This is a genomic window from Domibacillus sp. 8LH, assembly GCF_038806185.1.
GTDB classification, from domain to species: Bacteria; Bacillota; Bacilli; order Bacillales; family Domibacillaceae; genus Domibacillus; species Domibacillus indicus_A.
The window spans coordinates 19,988-40,741 of the sequence record NZ_JAVJNG010000029.1 but is presented as its reverse complement, the minus strand read 5'-3'; the positions used below and the strand labels follow the sequence as shown (position 1 = coordinate 40,741).

The 20,754-nt window shown below is 46.6% G+C and carries 18 protein-coding genes and 2 tRNA genes; 2 read left to right on the top strand and 18 right to left on the bottom strand.

Going from position 1 to position 20,754, the window contains the following annotated elements:
* Nucleotides 1-2 precede the first annotated feature (2 nt).
* The 7 genes from RG959_RS20930 to spoIIE all read right to left on the bottom strand — a co-directional run bounded on the left by RG959_RS20930 (nt 3) and on the right by spoIIE (nt 9,064).
* Entirely contained in the window at nt 3-770 is a 768-nt protein-coding gene (locus RG959_RS20930; RefSeq protein WP_251274019.1) for a type III pantothenate kinase, read from the bottom strand.
* Nucleotides 771-876: 106 nt separating this feature from the next.
* Nucleotides 877-2,877 (bottom strand): ATP-dependent zinc metalloprotease FtsH, encoded by a 2,001-nt coding sequence (ftsH, locus tag RG959_RS20925; RefSeq protein ID WP_342798767.1) that lies wholly within the window; start codon nt 2,875-2,877, stop codon nt 877-879.
* 104 nt (nt 2,878-2,981) lie between these two features.
* Nucleotides 2,982-3,536: a hypoxanthine phosphoribosyltransferase gene (hpt, locus tag RG959_RS20920; RefSeq protein WP_309091489.1), complete on the bottom strand. Its 555-nt coding sequence runs from the start codon at nt 3,534-3,536 to the stop codon at nt 2,982-2,984.
* A 23-nt stretch (nt 3,537-3,559) separates the two neighbouring features.
* Nucleotides 3,560-4,921, bottom strand: coding sequence for a tRNA lysidine(34) synthetase TilS (gene tilS, locus RG959_RS20915; RefSeq protein ID WP_342798766.1), 1,362 nt, complete (start codon nt 4,919-4,921; stop codon nt 3,560-3,562).
* Nucleotides 4,922-4,951: 30 nt separating this feature from the next.
* Complete coding sequence (locus RG959_RS20910; protein ID WP_342798765.1) at nt 4,952-5,851, bottom strand: protein kinase domain-containing protein; 900 nt, start codon at nt 5,849-5,851, stop codon at nt 4,952-4,954.
* Complete coding sequence (locus RG959_RS20905; RefSeq protein WP_315693627.1) at nt 5,835-6,536, bottom strand: vWA domain-containing protein; 702 nt, start codon at nt 6,534-6,536, stop codon at nt 5,835-5,837. Before RG959_RS20905 ends, RG959_RS20910 begins: the two co-directional genes overlap by 17 nt.
* Before the next feature lie 53 nt (nt 6,537-6,589).
* Complete coding sequence (gene spoIIE, locus RG959_RS20900; protein ID WP_342798764.1) at nt 6,590-9,064, bottom strand: stage II sporulation protein E; 2,475 nt, start codon at nt 9,062-9,064, stop codon at nt 6,590-6,592.
* Between the two features lie 188 nt (nt 9,065-9,252).
* On the opposite strand from spoIIE, the gene RG959_RS20895 reads away from it, so the two are divergent.
* Nucleotides 9,253-9,326, top strand: a tRNA-Met gene (locus tag RG959_RS20895).
* 106 nt (nt 9,327-9,432) lie between these two features.
* Nucleotides 9,433-9,504 (top strand) — tRNA-Glu (locus RG959_RS20890).
* Between the two features lie 74 nt (nt 9,505-9,578).
* On the opposite strand, the gene RG959_RS20885 is transcribed toward RG959_RS20890, so the two are convergent.
* The 11 genes from RG959_RS20885 to pth all read right to left on the bottom strand — a co-directional run bounded on the left by RG959_RS20885 (nt 9,579) and on the right by pth (nt 20,685).
* Nucleotides 9,579-10,670: a dipeptide epimerase gene (locus tag RG959_RS20885; RefSeq protein ID WP_342798763.1), complete on the bottom strand. Its 1,092-nt coding sequence runs from the start codon at nt 10,668-10,670 to the stop codon at nt 9,579-9,581.
* Nucleotides 10,671-10,789: 119 nt separating this feature from the next.
* The gene (locus tag RG959_RS20880; RefSeq protein WP_050183679.1) at nt 10,790-11,227 is read right to left on the bottom strand and encodes a S1 domain-containing RNA-binding protein; all 438 of its coding nucleotides are present in this window, start codon (nt 11,225-11,227) and stop codon (nt 10,790-10,792) included.
* A gap of 89 nt (nt 11,228-11,316) precedes the next feature.
* Nucleotides 11,317-11,712, bottom strand: a complete 396-nt coding sequence (locus RG959_RS20875) for an FtsB family cell division protein (protein WP_242237034.1) — start codon at nt 11,710-11,712, stop codon at nt 11,317-11,319.
* 16 nt (nt 11,713-11,728) lie between these two features.
* The gene (gene yabQ / locus RG959_RS20870; RefSeq protein ID WP_342798762.1) at nt 11,729-12,199 is read right to left on the bottom strand and encodes a spore cortex biosynthesis protein YabQ; all 471 of its coding nucleotides are present in this window, start codon (nt 12,197-12,199) and stop codon (nt 11,729-11,731) included.
* Nucleotides 12,196-12,456, bottom strand: a complete 261-nt coding sequence (locus RG959_RS20865) for a YabP/YqfC family sporulation protein (RefSeq protein ID WP_242237028.1) — start codon at nt 12,454-12,456, stop codon at nt 12,196-12,198. Before RG959_RS20865 ends, yabQ begins: the two co-directional genes overlap by 4 nt.
* Nucleotides 12,457-12,539: 83 nt before the next feature.
* Nucleotides 12,540-12,800, bottom strand: coding sequence for an RNA-binding S4 domain-containing protein (locus RG959_RS20860; RefSeq protein WP_342798761.1), 261 nt, complete (start codon nt 12,798-12,800; stop codon nt 12,540-12,542).
* Entirely contained in the window at nt 12,797-14,263 is a 1,467-nt protein-coding gene (gene yabN, locus RG959_RS20855; RefSeq protein ID WP_342798760.1) for a bifunctional methyltransferase/pyrophosphohydrolase YabN, read from the bottom strand. The genes RG959_RS20860 and yabN overlap by 4 nt, the downstream gene beginning before the upstream one ends.
* Nucleotides 14,264-14,269: 6 nt before the next feature.
* Complete coding sequence (locus RG959_RS20850; protein WP_342798759.1) at nt 14,270-15,826, bottom strand: putative polysaccharide biosynthesis protein; 1,557 nt, start codon at nt 15,824-15,826, stop codon at nt 14,270-14,272.
* An 80-nt stretch (nt 15,827-15,906) separates the two neighbouring features.
* A complete protein-coding gene (gene spoVT / locus RG959_RS20845; RefSeq protein ID WP_242237073.1) occupies nt 15,907-16,443 on the bottom strand; it encodes a stage V sporulation protein T in 537 nt (178 codons plus the stop codon).
* 87 nt (nt 16,444-16,530) lie between these two features.
* Nucleotides 16,531-20,052, bottom strand: coding sequence for a transcription-repair coupling factor (gene mfd / locus RG959_RS20840; RefSeq protein ID WP_342798758.1), 3,522 nt, complete (start codon nt 20,050-20,052; stop codon nt 16,531-16,533).
* A 72-nt stretch (nt 20,053-20,124) separates the two neighbouring features.
* On the bottom strand, nt 20,125-20,685 hold the full coding sequence (pth, locus tag RG959_RS20835) for an aminoacyl-tRNA hydrolase (protein WP_309091512.1): 561 nt from the start codon (nt 20,683-20,685) through the stop codon (nt 20,125-20,127).
* Nucleotides 20,686-20,754: the final 69 nt, after the last annotated feature.

Below are 20,754 nucleotides of genomic sequence, written 5' to 3'. Positions count from 1 at the left end.
TCTTATTGGGTATTTCGCTTATAAATTAACCGAAGGCCCTTTAACGTTAAATCAGGATCCACTACATCAATCATGCTGCATTCCTTTGCAATCAGCCCAGCAAGACCGCCTGTGGCAATAACAGTAGGGTCCGCGTTATATTCCTTTTTAATTCGGCTGACAATTCCTTCAACCTGGCCTACATAGCCGTATAAAATGCCGGCCTGCATAGCCGAAACCGTATTTTTCCCCACTACAGTTTCCGGACGGGCAATTTCAATACGTGGCAGCTTAGAAGCTCTTGTATAAAGGGCTTCTGTAGAAATGCCAATGCCCGGTGCAATCAAACCGCCCATATAATGGCTGCTTTCATCGATATAACAATAGGTCGTCGCTGTTCCAAAATCAACAATAATGATCGGCGTGCCATATTCATGGATGCCGGCCACTGCGTTTACAATCCGGTCGGCTCCAACTTCACGTGGATTTTCATATTTAATATTCAAACCGGTCTTCACACCTGGTCCGACGACAAGCGGCTTTGTGTGGAAATACTTTTCACACATGCGCTCGAGTGCTGCCATAATTGGCGGAACAACAGAAGAAATAATCACGCCCTCAATTTGTTCAAACTGCAGGCCATCATGCTGAAACAGGCTTTTAATCATCATGCCGTATTCATCTTCGGTTTTATTCCGGTTCGTTTCAATGCGCCAGTGATGTTTTAACGTTTCCCCTTTGTATACACCGAGCACAGTATTGGTATTCCCTACATCCAGTACAAAAATCACCTTCACCACACCTGTCCGTCTAATTTTCGTGTTTTATCATAACATACACTTCCCGAAAAGAAGAGAAAAGACGCCTGAAAGAAATGCTTTTCAGGCGTCTTTATGATTATGCTTTCGGTCCACCATTGTTCGGTGGATTTTGAAGATCGTCGCGCACTTCTGGTTGATCAGCTGGCTCAGCCGGCAGATTGGTTGTTTCAGTTGCCGGTGTTTGCGCTGTTTCACCCGCTTGACCTGCATTGTCTTTCACGGTTTTGCTTTGGTTATCGCTGTAATTACGATCCGGCAGCGTTCCGTGATCTGATAAATGCTTAATTTGTGCTGCATCAAGCGTTTCAACTTCTAAAAGTGTATTCGCAATAAGTTCGAGCTTATCACGGTTCTCTGTTAGAATTTGTTTCGCTCTCTCATAACACTCTTTAATGATCGTCTGGATTTCCGTATCAATCTCATAGGCAATCCGATCAGAATAATTTTGCTCACTGTTAAAGTCACGGCCAAGGAACACCTGTCCCTGTGACTGTCCGAACTGAAGCGGTCCAAGCTTGTCACTCATACCAAATTCCGTCACCATACGGCGGGCAATGCCTGTCGCACGCTGGAAATCGTTATGAGCTCCTGTTGACACTTCCCCGAAAATAATATCTTCGGCTACACGGCCGCCAAGAAGGCCCGTGATTTTATCCAAAAGTTCCGGCTTTGTCATAAAGTAGCGGTCTTCTCTTGGAAGCATTACGGCATAGCCGCCTGCCTGGCCACGAGGGACAATGGTTACTTTATGCACGATATCGGCATCATCAAGAACAAGTCCGATTACAGTATGACCAGCTTCGTGGAATGCCACGATTTTCCGTTCTTTCTTGGAAATCACCCGGCTCTTTTTCGCTGGACCGGCAATTACACGATCCGTCGCTTCATCCACATCACTCATGTCAATTTTCTTTTTATCGGCACGGGCAGCCACAAGCGCTGCTTCGTTCAATAAGTTTTCAAGGTCCGCACCGGAGAATCCAGGCGTCCGCTGAGCAATCGCTTTTAAATCTACTGATTCGTGAAGCGGTTTGTTACGCGCATGTACACGCAGAACTGCTTCACGGCCGTTTACGTCTGGACGGTCAACCGTAATTTGACGGTCGAAACGGCCTGGACGGAGAAGGGCTGGATCCAAAATGTCTGCGCGGTTTGTTGCGGCAATCATAATGATTCCTTCGTTGGCACTGAAGCCATCCATTTCTACAAGCAACTGGTTCAGCGTTTGTTCGCGCTCATCGTGACCGCCGCCAAGACCAGCACCACGCTGACGTCCCACCGCATCAATCTCATCGATAAAGATGATACAAGGGGAATTCTTTTTCGCGTTTTCAAACAAATCACGAACACGGGAAGCCCCGACACCGACAAACATTTCAACGAAGTCGGAACCACTGATGGAGAAGAATGGTACGCCTGCTTCTCCGGCTACCGCTTTGGCAAGCAAAGTTTTACCGGTACCTGGAGGTCCAACTAATAGAACCCCTTTTGGAATACGGGCGCCAAGCTCAGAAAACTTACGCGGGTCTTTTAAAAATTCTACAACCTCGACAAGCTCCTGCTTTTCTTCATCTGCGCCGGCTACATCGTTAAACCGGACTTTTTTCTTTTCATCGTTGTAAAGACGAGCTTTACTTTTACCGAAGTTCATCACACGGCCGCCACCGCCGCCCTGCGCTTGGTTCAGTAAGAAGAAAAAGAAAATAAAAATGATAAGGAATGGGATGATGGTTGTGAAGAACTGCACCCATCCGCTTGTTTCTTTCGCTGGAAGAACTTCTGCCTGTGTGTTTTGAGACGCTTCATTAATGCGGTTTAAAGTAGAGTCATTGCCTGTTGCATACGCAACAAACATTTCATTGTCCTCTGCCCCTTTTAATTGGCCACGTATTTCATAAACACCGCGCTCAGGCTGAATGGTAAATTTTTCAACGTCATCCTGCTCAAGATATGTCAGGAATTCATTGTATGTGACATTGTTTGTTGGCGCGTTGTTGTTATTGAAATAACTCACAACGCCGATAATAACAAGAAAAACCAATAGGTAAAATATGGTGTAGCGAAAAATTCTGTTCATCCCTTACCTCCTCCCGAGAAAAACTGACTATATGCAATGTTATCACACAAAAAGTTGGCCTTACAACTATTTGAACCTTCTTTTAGCCTATTCATCCGGCTCCCTTATTCCTCTTCGGCTGCCGTGTAAACAGATGGCTTTAAAACACCGATATACGGCAGGTTCCGGTAGCGTTCAGCGTAATCAAGACCGTAGCCGACAACGAATGCATCCGGTACCGTAAAGCCGATCATATCTGCTTTAATTTTCGCTTTTCGGCCGGTTGGTTTATCCAGAAGCGTGACAATCTTCACAGATTTTGCTTTCCGGTAATGAAACAGCTCCGCCAGATAGCTTAATGTTAATCCGCTGTCGATAATGTCTTCAATAATCAAGACATCACGGCCTTCTACGGAAGTGTTTAAATCTTTAACAATTTTCACTTCCCCAGACGATACGGTTGAAGATCCGTAGCTTGACACGTCCATAAAATCCATTTCAAGATGCGTATCGACCCGCTTAACCAAATCAGACATAAACGGCATAGCGCCTTTTAACACACAAACGAAAAGTGGAAAGCGGTCGTTATACTCTTCAGTGAGCTGCGCTCCGAGCTCTTTCACTTTTTCTTGTATTTCTTCTTCCGAAATTAATATTTCTTCAATATCGTTACGTAGCAATAGATTTTCCTCCCAAAGTTGGTTCATTCCTTTTCATAAATCAACAGCAGCGGCCCGTCACCTTCATGAACTGACTTGCGGATTCCCGGTATCCAAAGAATCGTACCATCTGCATCCGTTACCACTGGAACGCGGTCACGAAAGGCAAGGGGAATCTTTTCATCGATTAAAAGCCGTGCAAGCTTTTTCGAACCGCTCATTCCTTTTAACTGAATTCGATCTCCATCCTGCCGCATCCGAATCGAAAGCGGAAGAGGCGTGTTGGGCTTCAAACGAAAACACTCTGCTCCGTCCGGGCACTCACTGGCTTCCTCCAGCTTAAATGTGCCGGCATCCTGCCTGTACAGCCGATCTTCGGCAAATAACAAATCAGTTCTGTTATTCGGCCTGTCATCCGCTTCGTAAGCAAAGACACACTGTTCGTTTAGTTTGCGTACGGAAAGGCGTGATGGAAGGTTTAGTTTCCCTGATGGGGCAGTTGATTGAAGCAGTTGTAAAATATGGTGAATATGTAGGAAAGAAAACGCTGTTTTTCCATGATAAAGATAGTTTAATATTAGATGAATCGCCCTTCTTTGTAAAGGCAAAGGCACCTCGCGAAACGGTTCAATTTGCAGCGAAACCGATTCCTGTTTCCAGACCGCCATATTCTTTATTTTTTCCTTGGCCATCGCCTGTAAAAAAAGTTCGTCTTCCTGCTGATCTTGGGCAAAATAGCCAATGTGCACCGCAGCTTTTGGATTTTCATTTTTTAAAAACGAAAGAAGCTGATGACGATATCGATTTCTCGTATACGTACTTTTTGCGTTGCTCGGATCTTCCCTATATGAAATAGAATGCTTCGCCGCGTAGGCAGCAATTTCCTCCTTTTCCACACATAACAAAGGACGGATTAGCATGCCGCTCGCAAAAAGCCGCACAGCCGGCATGCCAGAGTGCGTGTGGCCGCCCCGCGACAGCTGCATAAGCACCGTTTCCGCTTGATCATCTGCGTGATGGGCCGTCGCCAGTTTATTCGCTCCAAGCTTCTCCATTCCTTCTCGAAAAAGGGCATAACGCACTTCTCTGGCTGCGACTTGAATACCCATACCGCTTTCACTCGCTTTCCGGCCGGCATCTGCCTGGCGGCCAAAAAAAGAAATAGCATGCTTCTGGCAAAAAGATTCTACAAAACGAAAATCCTCATACGATTCCTCCCCCCGAAGCATATGATCCACATGGATAGCACTCACCGTAATGCCAAGCCGGTTCCGCTGCTTATGCAAAACAGAAAGAAGCACCATTGAATCCACTCCGCCTGAAACGGCCACAGCTACATGATCTCCCCTTTTTATCATTTCTTTTTTCTCGATAAACCGCTTAATACTTTCTTCAAAAAAATGCACAGCTCCTGCGCCGCCTCTCTGCGTTTTCTTTTAGTGTAACAAAAACAGCATCAAGATGGCGGCCAAAGCGCCTGCCAGTACGAACCATTTTCCTGCCCAAAAGGTTTTTCTTTTTTGTCTTCCTGTTCTTGTCCTTGTTTTTGTTTTTGTTTTCGCAAAGCAGAGAAGCAAGTCTCTTTTCATAGCGGAGGCACTCTCGTATTTGCCTGCAAACGCATTGAATAAAACAGGCTCAATCAGCTGCAGGGCTGGAGACAATTGAACGATGCTTTTTAGATCGTCGATATGCCCGAGTGCCCTTTGCACAGCCTGTTTATGAAGGAGGGAAACCGTGAGCACTGCCGCTCCAAACAAGTCATACGCGGGTTCAGCTCTTCTTGTTCCGGCCTGCCATGCCGCCCGGTCATAAAGCGCTGTGTACTCTTTGATAGACCGCCCAAACTTTGTCATGCCTCCTACATCAACAGCCCGAATCGCTTTTTGGCTGACAACAATGAAATTTTCTGGCTTCAAATCACCCATTACATGTCCCAGCCGATGAAGGGACTCCAAAAAGGTAAGAAGCCAGATTAATAAAATAATGGCCCATTCTTCTTTTTTGCCTTTTATAAATGTATGAAGCATCGGTCCATCAATGAACTCCATTAAAAAAAATGGATAAACAGCACCCTCTTTTTCCAGATCGTCCGCTTCAATGAAAAAAGGGCCGGGAGATGCTCCCCTGACCCGCTCAAGTGCTGTTAAAGCATTTGTCTCAGACGCAACAGAAGCGGAATCTGCAAATTTGAGTGCAGCTCGTCCAGCCGACCCTCTTACAAGATAAACAATTCCATTCGCTCCGCGGCCAATTTCCCGCTCGACTCGCCATACATGCCCCGTCCATTTTCCCTTAATCTGTTCACCGGGGCTTGCTTCATATCGATTTTTCATCGTATTCGCTCATTTCCATAAAGGAAGACAGCGCCTGGCGAATAGCCGGTCCAGTCGGTGTGATACCTCCAGACAGAAGCTGCGGAAATGACTCTGCTAATTTACCGGCATCGTTGGTCCAGCCAATCCGCTCTTCTGCTGCACTATATTTCCCTGGAAATGTCCAAAGCGAAAAAGAAGATGGGCCGATACGTGACTGCATTGACATAGAAAGATCATACAGCGCTTCTTTTACTGCCGGCAGCTTTAACTTCATACTGGCACTCATATCTGTCAGAACGAGCAGCTCAAGCGCTGCTTCTTCGCTAATGTCTTCCACCTTTTCGGCAATCTCGCTTCTTGTAGCCGGCGGCAGAGACTCAACGTTCGCTTCTTTGTTTAAAATACCGCGCAGTTCTTCGTTAATAATGCTGTAAATAGTGCCTGTCATCGCCTGCCTTGTCACATTTACCACGGTCTCTGACAGGGCCGCTGCCTGCACAATCCGGCTTTCTCCCCCTCCCGCTTTGGCGATCGCTTCAATCTCAGCAAGTCCTGGATCCGTTCCGTTTCCATCGACAATCCCAATCACATTGACGGTAATACCACGCCGCCGGGCAAAAGCGGCCATCATTGCTGGATCTTCCCCTGTATTCGAACAGCCGTCCGTCAGTAAAAGCAATTGCCTCATCGTGCCCATTTTCATGATTACGCCCGCCTTTCACTCGTTTTCTTCATATTCGACTGAAAAGGGGAATTTTATACAGCCCGGCGTCTTGCAGACCGTTTTTTTGTTTTTGCAGACGGCTCAATGTCATAAATAGGAATGGCCGCCCATTCCGGTACATTGTGTTCAACACGTGCTACACAAAGCGTCATATCATCCCGGATTTCATTGGACTGCGCCCGCATCACTTCATCCATTAATAAATCAGCAAACGCCTGTGGATCATTGGTTTCAATAGATTTAATTTTTCTCTTCATCCATACGTCGGCGTTTTCGATAAATTCAGGTCCTTCAAACACACCATCACTCATCGTAATCAGTAAATCTCCTGACTTCAGTTGTTCATGGACCGTCTCCACTTCAAGCTGCTGTAAAATACCGATCGGCACATTGCCGGCTTCTACTTTGATGACCTGGCTGCCCCTTTTAATAAAGCTTGGTGAGGAACCGACTTTCAAGAAGACCGTGCGGGCATCCTGCAAATCAATAATCGCCAAATCAAGCGTAGAAAACACCTCATCATTCGTCCGAAGAGAAAGAATGGAATTAATCGACTTTACAGCTACTGTTTCTTCAATACCTGACTGAAGAATTTGCTTCAGCAGGCTGATCGTTGCGCTGCTCTCGTCGTGGGCCCGTCCTCCATTTCCCATTCCATCGCTGATCGCCAGAGCAAATTTTCCTGTCCCGATTTCAATAGCAGAAAAGGAGTCCCCTGAAATTAAGCCGCCGCCTTTTGCTGCATGGGCAAGGCCTGTTACAACGCGAAAAGCTTTAGCCGAACGAAACACGCTCCGAACACCAGAGCCATCCTGCTGCTCGTCTACCACAATGATGTATTCGTTCAGCAGGTCAGAAAGAATGGGTGCGATAATTTTCTCGCTCTCTCCGTGCACTTTTGAATGAGGAAGCGTCATCTCAATATCGATCGCACCTTTTTGAACACTAAAAACACTGATATCCGTGATTTCCATTCCAAACGATTCAATGGCTGTTGTGATTTTTTCTTCCTGAGAAATATGTGTTTCTTCCTCCCGTTTCATTTCAGCGGCAAAATCCTGCATCACTTTTGAAACGCCTTCAAGCTGATCAGCGACAATTGTCCGGCTCTCTCTCATTTGCTGCTTCAGCTTTTTGTTTGCCCGGTAATAGGTCAGCTGCGAGCGAATCTCTGCTTCAACTCTGGCTGGACGGAAGCAGTATTGCTCCAGCTCTTTTGCTAAATGAGGAGAAAGCGCGTCAGCCCCTTGGTCGGCGTCTTCCAATATATCTTTCATCAGCTTGTACGTTTCATCAAACTGATAGGCCCAGCACTGCTCTTTCTTAAAGCAGGTCTGACACGTTTTCTCTGTGATTCCGCTGAGGAACAGGTCCACTTCCCGTTCAGCGGTTTCATGAAAATGGCCCGACTGAGAAAAGCTTTTTGAAAGCGCATCAAATAAATCCGAAAACTGTTCCATCCGATTGGCTGTCACATCCCGTACTTTCCGCAGGTAGCGCTGCTGCTCAATCGAATGTTCGGTTGTGCCTGGTATTAATTTTGACAGGTGGTCTGTCCAGGCTTTTGGCGTTAAGCATAATAGGACAGCCGCAATGGCTGATTCGTATAAGGCATCCATATTGGTCAGGCTGCCTTCTCCATAAAAACCAGCAAGGACAGTGGCTGTCATCAATCCCGCAATCGCACCGCCCCTCCTCCACTCTTTAAACAGCCCCCCGAGCAGGCCCGCAAAAGCCAGGATGCTCATTTCATGAAAATCATTTACGCCCGAAAGGCTTAAGACCAGTCCGCTGACTACACCCGCTGCCGATCCAAATGCGGCACCAGATAAGAAAGAAACCACTGTAACTAAATAGCGGGCAGCAATATGATCGGCTTCCAGCCCCCCAACCACCCAGCCGGCCATACCGGTCGCGGCAGAAGCGAAAACAATTAACAAGCTGATCCATTCTTCCGTTTTCAATGTCCGAATTCGTCCGGAAAGGGATAAAAACGGCATACACTGCATAAAGATAAGCGACAGCACAAACGCAAGTGAGGCCTCTACAGCCGCCAGCACCAGATCATATGCAGGCACAAACTGGGATCCGTTTATAATATAAGAAAAAACACTTTTCACAGCGAGTGTTGTAAAAAAAACAAAGAATGGAACAGGCGCTATTTCTCCCTTATGAAGAGATCGAAACACCCGATGAACGATCAGAAAGCAAAATAATAAAGTGAAAGCCACTGATGCTTGAATAGGCGAAATCGTAAGCGCTCCGGCTAGTATAGCTAAAAATACCCGAGGGGCGACTTCTTTCTTCAACATAAAGACGGCCGCAAAAAAGGCAAGCGCGAATGGCGACAGCTGCGAAAGCAGCAGTGCCCGTCCAAACAAAAAGCCGGCCGGCACTAAAATCCATCCACGATCCAGCAAAACAAAGGCCGTTTTTCCTGCAAACCCTTTTCCCCATCCATGGCCTAGAACCGCTTCTCCTGTCATTCCCAGCTCCGCTCTTTGCACAATACCACTCCCTTTTAATCGTTATCGAGAAGTATAAAAGATTGATTGTCAAAACTTTGTCAAACGAAGGAAATAGGCAAGAAAAATCGTTCGACAAAATTAGAATGAAAAAATTTCGAAAATAGTGTTGACTTTTTTTCGCCCCGCCATTATTATAGATTTTGTGCTGTTACAGACAACCACAACTTGGCGGTGTAGCTCAGCTGGCTAGAGCGTACGGTTCATACCCGTGAGGTCGGGGGTTCGATCCCCTCCGCCGCTATAAAAGAAGAGCTGAAACGATTGTCCAGCTCCAACAGACGTAAGACTTCACTGCTTACAACTTGAGGAGCTGGCCGTTAAAGCCAGACATACTTTATTTCTATAACGGCCCCTTGGTCAAGCGGTTAAGACACCGCCCTTTCACGGCGGTAACACGGGTTCGAATCCCGTAGGGGTCATATAGCAAAAAGATCGGCAGGCAAAAGCTTGCCGGTCTTTTTTTTTGCTTTTTTTCGGATATTTAAAGAGAATACTATGTCCCCTTTTCTTTACCATCTTTTAAAAAGTGATAGCCAATGCCCGGCTGTTCACCCAGCATAATCGCCGGTCCGTTAAAAGGAAAACCTTTTACGCGGCTTTCCTCAAGCCACAGCGGCGCATCCAGATCGATTTTTTTAATATTTGGATGGGCAGCGGCCAAGTGAGCAGCAGCCATCACGCTAATACTGCTTTCCATCATGCTTCCGATCATACAGGGAACTCCGCCTGCCTGTGCAATGTCTGCGATTTGCAAAGCTCTTACAATACCTCCTGTTTTCATCAGCTTAATATTCAGCCAATCTACCGCTTTTCTTTGCACGAGCTCCATTGCCTGCTCGGGCGAAAAAACACTTTCATCTGCCATAATCGGCGTTTCAACACGGTCTGTTACATATTTTAAAGCCTCCAGATCTCCCGCTGCTACGGGCTGCTCAACCACTGCAATATTCAGTCCCTCATGCTGCCATCGGTGAATGATGCGCACTGCTTCTTTTTTTGTCCAGCCTTGATTGGCATCCACGCGGATTTCAATGGCTTCTCCAACGGCTTCACGAATAGCCGCAATCCTTTTAAGATCTTCGTCTGCATTCAGCCCGGCTTTTACTTTCAATGCAGTAAACCTGTCTTGAACAGCATCGACTGCATCCTTCACCATCATGCTGGTTTGATTGATGCTGATGGTCAGATCGTTTTGAAGGACGTTGGTTTTACCGCCAAACACTTGATAAAGCGGTATGTTCATTCCTTTAGCATAAGCATCAAACAAAGCGATTTCTACAGCTGCTTTGGCACTCGTGTTTCCTACACAGGATTGCTGAACCGCTTGTGAGAGCGCCCTGATATCATTCACTTCTTTGCCTATCAGGAGGGGAGAGATGATCGTTTGAACAGCCGCTTGCATACTTTGAATTGAGTCTCCCGTAATCACCATCGTTGGTGCAGCAGACCCAATGCCTTCTGTCCCATCCTCCAGCAAAAGGCGAACCACTATAAACTCAATGGAGGTAACCGCTCTTAATGCCGTAATAAACGGTTTTATTAATGCCGCAGAACGACGCTCAACGTATAGATGTTGAATAAGCAAAACGCAATCCCCCTTTTCCCCAATAAAAAATAAAAAAGCCCCGAATTATAGTATTCGGGACTTTAAAAATAAGTGCTTATGCTTAGTACACATTTATTGAGATCGACAGGGAGCAAGCGTTATCCGCGTCTTCCGCCTCTTCCGCCTCGGCGTGAGTCTGTTTGACGCTTCAACGTTGAAATGCGTTCTTCGCTATCTTTCAAGAAACGGGCCATTTTCGATTCAAAGTTCTCGACAGGCGGCTGGCCGCCGCGCGGTCCTTTTTGACGGAAATCACCCTGGCGTTGTGGACGCGGACGATATTGCGTTTGCGGTGGCGGGTTATCTTTTGCTTTACGAATCGATAAGCCGATCTTACCGTCTTTCTCCACATTCAAAACTTTTACTTCCACTTCATCGCCAACAGTTAGATGGTCGTTGATGTCCTTGACGTAATTATCCGCCACTTCACTAATATGAACAAGACCCGTCGAACCTTCCGGCAATTGTACGAATGCGCCAAATTTTGTAATGCCGGTTACTTTACCCTGTAACTTGCTGCCCACTTCGATTGACATAAAAAAATTGTTCCTCCTTAAAATTGTTCGAACTTTACTTATTATTATAGTACGTAAAAAAAGCGTGTCAACATGACATGCTTTCTTTACTATTCTGTATCTTTGGCTTTTTCTTCATCTTCCGGAATATTAAAGAGAATTTCTCCATCTTCTGAATAAAAATATTCTTTCCGAGCAAGCTTCGCAATATACTCATCATCCTGCAGCCGGACTAGCTCTTCCTCCGACTCTTTTTGCTGCTGCTTTAGTTCAGCCAGTGACTGTTTTGCTTTTGCCAGCTCTTCTTTCTTCTCATTTAAATTGCCCATTTGTGAGAACAAAGCAGATGACACCGTACCTAAAATGATCAATGCCACTACACCAAAAGCCGCCAGTCTGCGCATTAATTTCTGTTTGTGCTTCATCTTAAACATTGATTTTCTTTCTTCACTTAGGACAAAGGCGTTTTTTAAGGAAGCTACTTTTTCTTTATTGAATCCGCGCATCAATGTTCCTCCGCTTTTATTTTTTCGGACGGCGTATAGCCGTCCATGGCCGCACGATCACTACCTTTACCAACCATGATAATAGAAACTTACTCATTCTGGCAAGAGAAAGGATACATTTTACGGCAAAAAGAAGCGGAGCAACAAGAAAGATACGGATGATTCCTGAAATCATTCGATACAAAAAACGAATCGAGAAAAAAAGACCATCTACGAGCGGAAGAAAAAACCGGCGCAGAAATGTGCCATACATCAGGCAGCCGGCCGTCCAAAAAAGGAAAAAAGACGGCCGAACAATACCATCATTTACTTTGTACAGGGAAGTGAACAGCAAGATCGCATACAAAATCCAAAACAATACATCTGTTACAAATACCAGACCGGTTTTTTTGGGACGAATACGGCGGTAGCATTCAAGCAGCAGCCCAAAACAAACGCCCATGCTGACCATCGCGAGAGCTGTATCAAATTGTACGTGAATATTCATGTCGACCGTCTAAAAAATGATTTGCCCATACCGCCTTCCACATACATAAAAGCAGTAATGCGCCCTTCAATGGCTGCTGATTTATTCACTGTGTCAAAATATTTCATTTTTAAACCAGTGCCGCGGATCTTCAGTTTTCCCATAATGGTCTCAAGCACAAATTCTGTGCTGTCAAATCGCTCCACTTGAATGACGCCTGTCATCTCAATCATTTTACGCCCGTCCATTTTTACGGTATGGCCTTGTTTCATATCCATTGCATCCATCCCCTTTATGGACATCCTATGCACAGCAAGGGGCTTTCATGAAAAAAACACCCGCCTGAAACGGGTGCTTTTTCTTATTCGCCAATGTGTTCTTCTTTTAATACGGTGTACATGCCGGCTGCTTCTTCTTTTTTCGTTGTATCGACCAGCTTTTCGATTTTTACAGTCATGACACGGCGGCCGAGCCGGACCGTCAGCTCATCTCCCACTTTTACGTTGGAACTTGCTTTTCCTTCCGTGCCGTTAATGAGAATACGCCCCTGGTCAGCTACTTCTTTTGCCAGTGTGCGCCGTTTAATAATGCGGGATACTTTTAAAAATTTATCAAGTCTCATGCTCGTTCCTCTCCTTTGGCCAAATCCCAAAATTCATCTAATTCTTTTAAGGTAAAATCAGAAAATGGACGTCCGGTTTCTTTCACCCTGTCTTCCACAAACCCAAAGCGGCGCCGGAATTTACGGTTAACCGCTTGAAGGGCTTCTTCCGGATGAATATCCCAAAACCGCGCTGCGTTGATCAACGTGAATAAAACATCGCCAAATTCTTCCCGAAGCCGGTCTGGCTGACCTGTTTCGGTTTCTGCTAAAAATTCAGCCCATTCTTCTTTTACTTTTTCAATGACGCCTTCTGCGTCCGGCCAGTCAAAGCCTGTTTTCGCCGCTTTTTTCTGAAGATCATATGCTTCCATCAACGCTGGCTGCCCTTTTGGAATGCCGTCCAGGATTCGTTCTTCTTTGTTCCCTTTTTCAGCGGCTTTGATTTCCTGCCAGTTTACTTTGACTTCTTCAGCCGTTTCAGCTGTTGCATCACCAAACACGTGAGGGTGCCGGCGAATCATTTTGGCAGATGTGGATGCAATCACGTCTTCAATCGTAAACATGCCTTCGTCTTCCCCGATTTGTGCATGAAGAAGCACTTGAAGCAGAACATCACCGAGCTCAGCTGCCATTTCTTCATCATCTTCGTTGTCGATTGCCTCAAACAATTCATATGTTTCCTCAAGCAGGTACTTTTTCAGCGAAGCGTGTGTCTGTTTGATATCCCAAGGGCATCCGCCTTCTGGGTCCCGGAGGCGCGCAATAATCCCGCGCAGGACAGAAAATTCCCGGTACGTATCTTCTTCTCTTTGGACAGGCGGTACATAAACGCTCGTCAGGTTATTTAATTCCATACCGTGATCCAGCTCGTAAAGCGGCACCTTGCGCACCGTTTCCTGCTCGCTTCCCGCCGCTGTCACGACCGTTACTTCATGCTCATCCGGATACTTCTCCATCAGTGTCAGCTTCACATCAGAGGCAACAAAAGCGTCGTATACCTGGGCAATAATCAAGTGGCCAGCAATTCGGATGTCGTCACGGTTTAGAGCCGTCCCATCGAGCAGCTGAAAGCCATCTGCTGGATCGATTCCAACGCTTGTAAATAAAGCATCGAGAAAGCTCTGTCCTCCCCCAATGACGACCTCTGCTTCACCTTTCTGCTTTCGTTCTAATAAAAGCTGCACCGTTCTTTCCGCGGCCATTGGGTGACCCGGAACTGCATAAAGGACGGGTCCCTGCTCTGCTTTTTGAAGCAGTGCTGCTACGATTTCATCGTATACTTCTTCAAACCGGCCGTGCTTTTCATAAATGGCATCAAAGCTTTGAAAGCGGACGCCTTCTTTCTCTAACGCTGCTACAGCCGGGTGCTCCTTCGTTCGCAGCCAAACGACCTCTGCTTCTTTAAGAAGCCGATAAACGCCAAGCGGCATCTGGTTCAAATCCGCCGCGCCAAGACCGACAATCGTAATTTGGTTCGTCACTGTCTATCACTTCCTTCTTATCCGCATTCCTGCTCGTTTGATCCATTTTTCGCCGAACGGCAGGATACGCAAATCGTCATCATTCCATATTCTCCATTTTACCATGAAAACCAAAAACAAACAGGCGCCGAGCAGTGCTCCGCTTACAGCCGCCACGCCACTCCAGAGTCTTCCTGATTCGGGCGTAACCATGCCATGTACAAAAAGAAAAACAAGACCTGCCATTAAAGAAGCCGCTGCTGTGGTTTTCCACATAAACACGAAAGGTAAAAACGGCTCACGCTTTCTTTTCCACATGATGATTAAAAAGCAAACACCGGCTAAAAGAGATCCCGCTGTCGCAAGGGCTGCACCGTAAAGGCCACAGAGCGGAATCAACAGCGCATTGCCCCCCCACTTCACAACAACAGTTAACACCGTTCCAGCGGCCGGCACCCAGTCATTTCCCTTCCCTTGAAAAACGGCGTTCATCGTTGCCATGATCGAATAAAAAAAGATCGATAAACCGAAAACGGCCAGAAAGCCTGATCCATCAGCCGTTTTAAACAGCATCACATTAAGAGGCACCATAACAGCCGCTAAGCCGGCTGAAGCAGCCAGCCCCAGCGCAAAACTCACCCGAAGTGCCAGCTGGCTGAAAGAAGCCTCCGCTTGTTTGTTTTGCTCCTTACGCGCTCTTGAAATAAGCGGCACAATCGTAAGAGAAATAGAAACGGCTGCGGTTACACCGAGCTGAAGCATAGGCTGGCCGCGGTCAAAAATACCTTTCCACGCTTTAGCGCTTGTTTCTATCATGTCAGCAGCAAGAAGACCGCTGTATACTTGAAACGAGTCGGCCAGCTGAAGCAGAACGAGCGTTAGGGCAGACATACAAACAGCCGTCCCATGCAGTGCTACTTGAACAGCCGTCCGGCGGTCAAGCAAAAATAAAATCGCCTGCCGGCCCTTTCTGCTGTGTTTCCACAATACAATGGCAGAAGCGGCCATTCCTAAAAGCGATGCAAAAACGGCACCAAGACCCGCATCATAAAGCGACCTGCCTGAAAAAACAATAAAAAAAGAAAAGAACAAAATTCCTGCAACCCGTACCGACTGTTCAATCATTTGAGAAGAAGCGGTCGGCACCATGTTCCCCGCTCCCTGGAATGCACCCCGCCGAACCGCAATATACGGAACAACTAAAAAAAACAGGGCGCTGCACTGGATAAGCGGCTTCAACGCTTCATCTGCCATCGCTTGGGCGATCCAGCCGGCACCCAAAAAAAGCAGCAAAAAAGCAGCGAAGCCCATCGCCCCAATCGTTATAAAGGCCGTATGGACGATGACCCTCTCTCTTCGTTCATCCGTACTTGATGTCAGCCGGGAAAGTACCACTGGAAATCCAGATACTGCAAGCCCCGCTGCAATCCCATAAAACGGATACACCTGCTGGTAAATATAAAAGCCGGTGTCTCCAACGATATTTTGAAAAGGAACCCGGTACACCGCGCTTAATACTTTCACAAACAATGCGGCGGCTGTTAATAAAAAAGCCCCTTTTAAAAATGATTTTTCCCAATTCACGCAACCACCTCAGTGACTACTTTACTGATTTTTTTCTGCTTTGAAAAGAAAAACCCGGCCTCCCAAGGCGGGAGTCCGGGTTAATGTTCCATTTGTTTCCCAAAAAAAGAAGCTGCGACAAAAGCGGCTTTTTGTTCCGCTTCACCTGCCGTGCGGTCTTCTGAAAACAGGGCAACTGCTCCGATCGTATCACCAGCCGCAATAATCGGCGTAATAAAATACGATTGAGCTTCTACCGTGCGGCCATCCGCGAATTCTACGCTGCGCTGCTCACTGCTCTCAGCTGAGCGTCTTTCCTGAATAACCGATTCGACTACCGGGCCGATTTTTCGTTCTACGAAGTCTTTCTTTTTAACACCGGCAGCCGAAATGACTGTATCACGGTCACAGATCAGCACTGAATAGTTTAAACTGTCATGAAGTGCTTCTGCATACTCCTGGGAAAAGTCACCGAGTTCTGTAAAAGGTGAATATTTTTTCAAAATCACTTCGCCGTCACGATCCACAAATATTTCAAGCGGGTCTCCTTCACGAATACGAAGGGTACGGCGAATTTCTTTCGGAATGACCACACGGCCAAGATCATCAATGCGTCGAACAATACCTGTAGCTTTCATCATCGAATGCCTCTCTTTCACCATCAAAATATCGAAACCATTTCTTGGCGTTATTATCTTTCAAGAGGAAACATTCTATACATGAAATTACATTTGTTTTTTTGCGCCTTCAAGTTCTTTTATCAATTCAAATACAGCTGCAAACCAGCCTTGCTCCGGTGCTTTTCTTTGGTCAATCGTGATCTTCAGCCGTTGCTCTTCCATGCCGATTCCACACATATTGCCAAATTTGTTGCAAACCGCAAATACTTTGGACCCATCTATTTCTCTTGTACCTTCTTCGCTCATTAACAAAGTAATAACGTCCTTCGACTGCTTCATCGACTCCAGCTTTGTCCGGGCTGCGTAAATTTTCATTTCTGCTACCCGGAACAAGTCGGCCACTTCCTGTGGATAGTCGCCAAAGCGGTCTGTCATTTCTTCTTTTAGCTCGTCAATTTCCTCAAATGAATCTGCTGAGCGAAACCGTTTGTACATATCAATTTTCTGAGCGCTGTCCGTAATATACGCATCCGGAATGTACGCATCAATCGTAACATCCACTTCAAAGGCCGGCGCTTTTTCTTCCTTGTCGCCGCCTTGTTTTTGCTCGATTGCTTCTTTCAGCATTTGTGAATACAAATCGAAGCCGACCGAATCAATGAATCCGTGCTGCTGGGAGCCGAGCAGATTTCCTGCTCCACGGATTGACAAGTCGCGCATCGCAATTTTAAATCCGGAACCGAGTTCGGTAAATTCTTTAATTGCCTGCAGGCGCTTTTCCGCCGGTTCAGACAGCACTTTGTCTTTTCGGTACATAAAGTAAGAATATGCCACCCGGTTTGAACGGCCGACGCGTCCACGGATTTGGTAGAGCTGTGACAGCCCCATCCGGTCCGCATCGTGCACGATCAGCGTATTCACATTTGGAATATCAACGCCGGTTTCAATAATGGTCGTTGTAACCAGCACATCAGATTCTCCTTCTAAAAAGCTAAGAATCACTGCCTCAAGTTCTGTTTCCGTCATTTGACCATGAGCATAAGCAACCTTGGCATCCGGCACAAGCATCGAAATTTCCTCAGCTCGCCGCTCGATATCTTCCACCCGGTTATACAAATAGAATACCTGCCCGTCGCGGGCAATTTCCCGCTCGACTGCTTCACGGACAAGACCAAGGTTATGTTCCACTACATAGGTCTGTACCGGGAAGCGGTTTTCCGGCGGTGTTTCAATAACAGACAAATCCCGTACACCAAGCATAGACATATGAAGAGTCCGCGGAATAGGTGTTGCTGTCAGCGTCAGCACATCCACGTTCGTTTTTAGCTGTTTGATTTTTTCTTTATGGGTGACCCCGAAGCGCTGCTCTTCATCGACAATCAAAAGGCCTAAATCCTGATATTGTACATCTTTAGACAGGAGACGGTGTGTACCGATGACAATATCAACGGTGCCGGCCTTGACGCCTTTTAATGTTTCCGTTTGCTGCTTGCGCGTGCGGAAACGGCTGAGCAGGCCGACGTTTACCGGAAAGTCCTGAAGTCTTTCTTTCAGTGTTTCGTAGTGCTGCTGGGCAAGAATTGTCGTAGGAACGAGGATCGCGACCTGCTTGCCGTCCGCAGTTGCTTTAAACGCTGCGCGAATGGCTACTTCTGTTTTGCCGTAGCCAACGTCGCCGCAAAGCAGGCGGTCCATCGGCTGCTCCCGCTCCATGTCCCGTTTAATTTCTTGAATCGAACGCAGCTGATCTTCTGTTTCTTCATAAGGAAAAGCGGCTTCAAATTCCCGCTGCATATCTCCGTCCGGTGAAAAAGCATAACCACGCGCTGCTTCCCTTTCGGCATACAGCTTGATTAAATCATCGGCGATATCTTGTACAGACGATTCAACTTTTCGCTTCACCCGTTTCCAGTCGCTGCCGCCAAGCTTGTAAATTTTCGGCTCTTTTCCTTCCGAGCCTACATATTTTTGAACAAGCTCAATTTGATCGACCGGTACAAACAGTTCATCTGTGCCCTGATATTTGATTTTTAAATAATCTTTATGAATCCCATTAATTTGAAGTGTCTCAATTCCGAGATACTTACCGATTCCGTGGTTTACGTGAACAACGTAGTCCCCGGCCTTCAGCTCGGAATAGCTCTTGATTCGCTCTGCATTCGAAAGCTTCTGGCGCCGCTTGCTTTTTGGCGCTTTCTTGTTGAAGAGCTCCTGCTCAGTCACAACGGCGATTTTCAGCAATGGAAACTCAAACCCGGCCGTCAGGGTACCTGGACCCGTTTGAACAACTCCTTCGATCACTTCATTTTGATCTTTGAGCATCGTAATTTCCATGCCGTAGTCATTTAGGGTCGTTTTGATTTTCTCGACCCGCTCGGCTGTTTCACCTAAGAACAGTACTGTCGTTCCAGACTTTTTCCACCGCTCCATTTCGCCTTCGAGCACATTCATCTGCCCGTGAAAACTCTGCATAGGACGGGCAGAAAAGTTCACGATGTTTTCCGGCTTTCCGCCTGCCGTCTGACGCATAAACAGCGACAAATAAACGGACGGCTGCACGGTCGCCTGCATCGCTTCCTGAAGCGTGTGAGCAAGCGTTAAACCGTGAACGGCTCTGCCTTCTTCAATAAGAGCGGTATACCATTCTGCTTCTTCTTTCTCAAGTGATTCGCTAATTTCTTTGATCCGGCTCATTTCATCCCAAAAAACAAGTCCGCCCTCTGACAAATACGAGGTTACGACCGACGTTTGATCGTAAAGAAGCGATGTGTACTTACCCAATTCATCAATCCGAATGCCCTGCTTCAGCTTTTCAATATCTCCTCCTACATAAGAAGACAGCTGCTGCTTTACTTCTGCACTGCCGATTTTTTTAATGGTCGCATCCAGTGCTTCCTGCAGACGGCCGGCAAGCGCAGCCAGGTCTTCTGTTGAAGCAGGCATTTCTGCTGCCGGGCCTACTAAGATGGAGGTCAAATTTTCAATGGAACGCTGTGTATCGGGCGCAAATGTCCGAATAGAATCAATCTCTGTATCAAACAGCTCAATCCGAACCGGATGCTCGGAGGTCAGCGGATACAGGTCGACAATGCCGCCGCGGATGCTGAATTCTCCTGGTGCATATACCATATCAGCCCGCTCATAACCCATTTCCACCAGCTCATGCTTCAAGCTCTCCAGCTCGACTTCTTCTCCCGTTGTAAATGTTTTTTGAAGTCGCTTCCATATTTCTTTAGAAGGCAGTAATTTTTTCAGTCCCGCTACAGGAACGATGTAAACCCCTGTCCCCTTCAGCGCAAGGTGATTCAGCATTTCAATACGCTGTGCGCGCAGCTCTGGGCTGGCTACGCTGATTTCCGCTGCAATCAGCTCGTTAGCCGCATACAAATACACTTCATCTTCCGGCACAAACTGTACCATATCATCATACAGCTTTTGAGCCTGCAGCATATTATAGGTGACGATCATAACCGGCTTTTGAAGCTTTCGGTGGGCTGAAGCAGCAAAAACAGCCCGCAATGAGCCGGACAGGCCTGCAGCCAGCTGTTCTTTCATTCCTGCTTCCATTCCATCGATAATCGATTTTGCCTCGTCATTTTTTAAAAACAAATCAAGTAAATGGTTCATCCCTGCTGTTCCCCCTTTTCCAAAACAGAAAAACGCTTTGGGGCATACACCCAAAGCTTTTTATGCTGATTCTTATTGGTTAAATTCGTTCATAACTTCAATAAATGAATGATCTATTGCATACAAGCACGCATCTGCGCTTTTTTGAACGGCTTCATTCATCGCGATTTGTTCCTCGCTGCTGAATTTGCCCAGCACATAGTCAACGGTTTTAATTGGTCCGTCCGGCCGGCCAATGCCTACCCGCACCCGTTTAAATTGATCGGTGCCTAAATGAGCAATCGTTGATTTGATGCCATTATGACCGCCTGCACTGCCTCTTTGGCGCAGCCTTATTTTTCCCTGCGGCAAGTCAAGATCATCATACACGACGATCACATCATCTGTTTCAATATTATAATAACGCATCACTTCGCCAATGCTTTCACCCGACAAATTCATGTAAGTAAGCGGCTTTAGCAAAATGACTTTTTCTAATCCTTTACGGGCAACGCCATACAGCCCTTTATGCTTTGCTTCAGTTAATTCTGCGCCGAGCTGCTTTGCTAGTTCATCAATCACATCGAAACCGATATTATGCCGCGTCCCAGCATACTTCGCACCTGGATTGCCAAGGCCTACGATTAATTTCATTCTTCTTGCACCTCAATTTTCACAGTTATTCTTAGTATACATGACTGCATGCAAAAAAAACAGGCAGAT